Source organism: Streptococcus oralis (assembly GCF_001578945.1).
Lineage (GTDB): Bacteria > Bacillota > Bacilli > Lactobacillales > Streptococcaceae > Streptococcus > Streptococcus oralis_Q.
Window position 1 is genome coordinate 543654 of the sequence record NZ_KQ969551.1, and the last position, 3847, is coordinate 547500.

The following is a 3847-nucleotide window of genomic DNA, read 5'->3' on the forward strand; positions in this document are numbered from 1 at the left end:
AAATAGATCTGAAATATCAAAAAATTGATTGCTTTTCACCTGCCCTATACAGTTGACAAAGTGCCCAACTACAGCACCTCCTAAGAGGCGCCACAGTTGGTGCTTAGTCTACTGTTTCTTCCAAATCTTTTAACTTAACCGAAACAATCTTAGAAACACCTGATTCTTGCATGGTCACCCCATAAATAGAATCAGCCGCCGCCATCGTCCCCTTACGGTGAGTCACGACAATAAACTGACTATCCTTGTCAAAGCGGTTAAGGTAATCCCCAAAACGTTTGACATTGGCTTCATCCAGTGCCGCCTCCACCTCATCCAAGATGACAAAAGGAATAGTCTTAACTCGGATAATCGAGAAGAGCAAGGCAAGAGCTGATAGGGCTTTCTCACCACCACTCATGAGGTTGAGGGATTGGATTTTCTTACCTGGTGGTTGAACAGAAATCTCCACACCAGCTGTTAACAGATCGCCCTCAGTCAATATCAAGTCTGCCTGACCTCCGCCAAACATCTGTCTAAAGGTCACTTTAAAGGACTCACGAATAGCTTCAAAGGTTGATTTGAAGCGCTCCTTGACCTCATCATTCATCTCTGTAATAGTCTCAAGAAGCAGATTTTTCGCAGACAAAATATCATCTCGTTGGCTATTGAGAAAATCCAGACGGCTGTGAACTTCTTCGTACTGTTCAATAGCTTCCAAGTTGACAGGACCCAGCGAGCGAATAGCCTTCTCTAAATCCTTAACCTCTTGCTCTGCCAGATTAAGATTTTCCAGTTCATGAGCCTTTTCTAGCGCCTCTGTGTAACTGATCTGGTACTGGTCAGTTAATTGAGCTTGTAGATAGCGCAAGCGTTCGCTGACTTTTTCCTTCTTAGCTTCAGCACGTGTTTGTTTGCGAATCCACTCTTCGTTCTGCTGGCGAGCTTGGTCCAAATGACTGGCAATATCATCCAGTTGACCCTCGATATCATCCAATTCAAACTGCTTGCGAATCAGACCTTGTTGAAGATTGGCTTTCTGAGTTTTGGCCTCTTCCACCTGCTGGCTTAGCAAATCCGTATCCACTTTCTCAAGATTATCAACCTTTTCTTGGAGGAGGCGCTGGATTTCCTCTTGCTCGATATTCAGATTATCCAGTTCCTTGCTTAAGCGTTCAATATCAGTCACTTCGTACCGCTTCTGTCCTTGCAGTTCGGACTTAAGCAAGCGCGCTTGAGAAATCTGTTCCTGCAAGTTTTGATAACGTTCTTGAATAGCGTTTTTGTTAGACTTAATTTCTTCAATCTCAGCTTCTAGATTTTGCTTTTCACTGGCGATAGTAGCAAGGCGCTCTTGGCATTTTTCCTTATCCGCTTGCCAATCTCCTTCAGTAAGGCGATTTAATTCCTCTTCTTGAAGTTTCCAAAGCATTTCCAGTTCTTCGACCTGCTGATTGGTCTGTTGATAAGCAAGATACAAACCTTGCTCCTGAATACGAGCTTGCTCACCCTGAGATTTGATAGCTTCTAATCTTTCTGCCAATACCGCCATCTCATCTTGCAAGATCTTCAAACTCGCTTCTTCTGACCGCAAGTCAGCTTCTTCTTCAGCAATTTCTTTTTGTAATTGTTCCAGCTCTGGCTTGATGAAAATACTGTTATTTTGACGATTGGCACCACCCGCGTAGGAACCACCTGTACGCAACTCTGTCCCATCAAGCGTCACCATGCGAACCTGATAGCGAACTTGACGAGCTGCCGTACGTGCATGTTCAACAGTATCAAAAATTGCTGTCGTAGCTAGCAAGTTCTTGAAAATGGCTTCTAGTCTCTTGTCAAACGACACCAACTCATCTGCCATACCCAGAAATCCTGAACTTGCAATAATGGCATCTTGATTCTGACCAGAAATCGTACGCGCCTTAATCGTTGTCAAAGGAAGGAAGGTCGCACGACCAGCTCTATTACGTTTGAGGAAATCAATAGCCTTGGTTGCCGCATTTTCATCTTCTACGATGATATGTTGACTGCTAGCTCCAAGCGCAATTTCTAGGGCAGTTTGATAATGCACATCAAAGGTCAAATGTTCACTGACTGCACCAATGATCCCACCAAGACGCTCTTTTTCTTGGAGAACACTCTTAACACCCGCATAAAAATTACTATGATTTCTTAGGATATTTTCTAAACTCTGAGCTCTCGCCTGCTTGTTTTTAAGACTGTCCAGACGGTCAAAGAGTTGGCTCTGCTGGGCTTGGTAAGAAACTTTCTGCTCTTCTTGCTCCTTGGCACTAGCTTGATAGTCTGCCAATAATTTCTGAACCTGCTCCTTAGCAGTTTCAAGCTTAACCTGCTGCTGACTGGCCTTCTCTTTAGCTGTAGCCAGTTGTCCTTTCAATTTCTCAAGTTGATCTGCTTGTTTTTGAGATAATTGACGGCTGTTCTCCAGTTCATTCTCGATGCGGGTCAACTGGTTTGAGACATCCGCTTCTTCTTGTAAAAGCCCCACAAAACGTTCACGCAGGAGCTCAATCATTTGGTCAGGATCATCTGAAAAAGCCAGCAATTCTGCTTCTAGGCGATTGAGTTCCTTGTTGTTTTCAGCTAGATTTTCCTCTAACTGTTCCAAATTTTCTTCTTTTTCAGCCTTTTCCTTACTTAGAGCTTTTCTCTTATCTTCCAAAGTCACCAAACGGGCTTGTGCTTCTTGTTGATTAAGGGCAACTTGCTCGGATTCCAGTTTGGATAGGGCTAGTTTTCTCTCTAAGTCACTAATCAAACTGGTCAAATCCATCAAGCTTCCTTGATCCTTGGCCATTTCAGCTTGGAGATCCTGGCGTTTCTTTTTAAGGCTTTGATTTTCCTCTTCTAACTCTTCACGTTTTTGGTAATAACTAGTCAAGAGTTCCTGAACCTGCGTTAGCTCTTCTTCTGTTAGCTCTAGTTCAGTCTTGTTTTCCTTGATTTGGGCAACCAGTACATCCAAGTAAATCGCCTTGCGTTGACCATCCAAGTCTAGAAACTTACGAGCATTCTCGGCTTGTTTTGTAAGAGGCTTGATTTGATTGTCCAACTCGTAGATAATGTCCTCTAAGCGGTCGAGATTATCTTGAGTTTGTTGCAGTTTGCTCTCTGTCTCTTTTCTACGAGTTTTATATTTTAAAACTCCAGCAGCTTCTTCAAAAATAGCTCGGCGTTCTTCGGGCTTGGAGTTAAAAATTTCCTCAACCTTCCCTTGGGAAATGATGGAGAAGGAATCACGACCCAAACCGGTATCCAAGAAAAGGTCGTGAATATCACGCAAGCGCACTTTCTTGCCATCAATTCGATACTCGCTATCGCCACTACGATAGATATGACGTTCTACCTTAATAACTTGCCCCGCATCCTTGATAAAGCCATCTTCATTGTCCAAGGTCACGATAACAGAGGCATAATTGAGTGGTTTGCGACTTTCTGTTCCAGCAAAGATAACGTCAGGCATCTTACCACCACGAAGGCTTTTGACACTAGACTCACCTAAGGCCCATCGTAGACTTTCAGTGATATTTGACTTCCCAGAACCATTTGGCCCAACAACTGCCGTCACACCTTGGTCAAAGACGACTTTGGTCTTATCAGCAAAGGACTTGAATCCCTGGATCTCAATTTCCTTTAAATACATGAATCCAGCCCTTTCTCCACTGCATTTTTTGCAGCTTCTTGCTCTGCCAATTTTTTAGAACGCCCTTGGCCTTTTCCGATACTCTTGCCCTCAACCAGAACTTCTACATCAAAAACCTTATCATGAGCAGGTCCCGTTTCAGAGGTCACCTGGTAGCGAATGTCCACATCCCCATTGACCTGGAGCAACTCTTGCAGGTGTGTC

The 3847-nt window shown here is 43.7% G+C and carries 2 protein-coding genes; both read right to left on the reverse strand.

Annotated features, from left to right (window positions below):
* Positions 1-103: 103 nt before the first annotated feature.
* Positions 104-3643 carry a chromosome segregation protein SMC gene (gene smc / locus SORDD16_RS05270; protein WP_061452610.1) on the reverse strand — a complete coding sequence of 1180 codons (3540 nt, stop codon included), beginning with the start codon at positions 3641-3643 and terminating at the stop codon, positions 104-106.
* On the reverse strand, positions 3634-3847 hold a 214-nt coding region (locus tag SORDD16_RS05275; RefSeq protein ID WP_241734003.1), incomplete at its 5' end, for a putative dsRNA-binding protein. The genes smc and SORDD16_RS05275, both read right to left, overlap by 10 nt.

What these genes read in the sequence shown, in the direction of transcription:
- smc (WP_061452610.1), bottom strand. Translation starts at nt 3,643, where the DNA reads ATGTATTTAAAGGAAATTGAGATCCAGGGATTCAAGTCCTTTGCTGAT.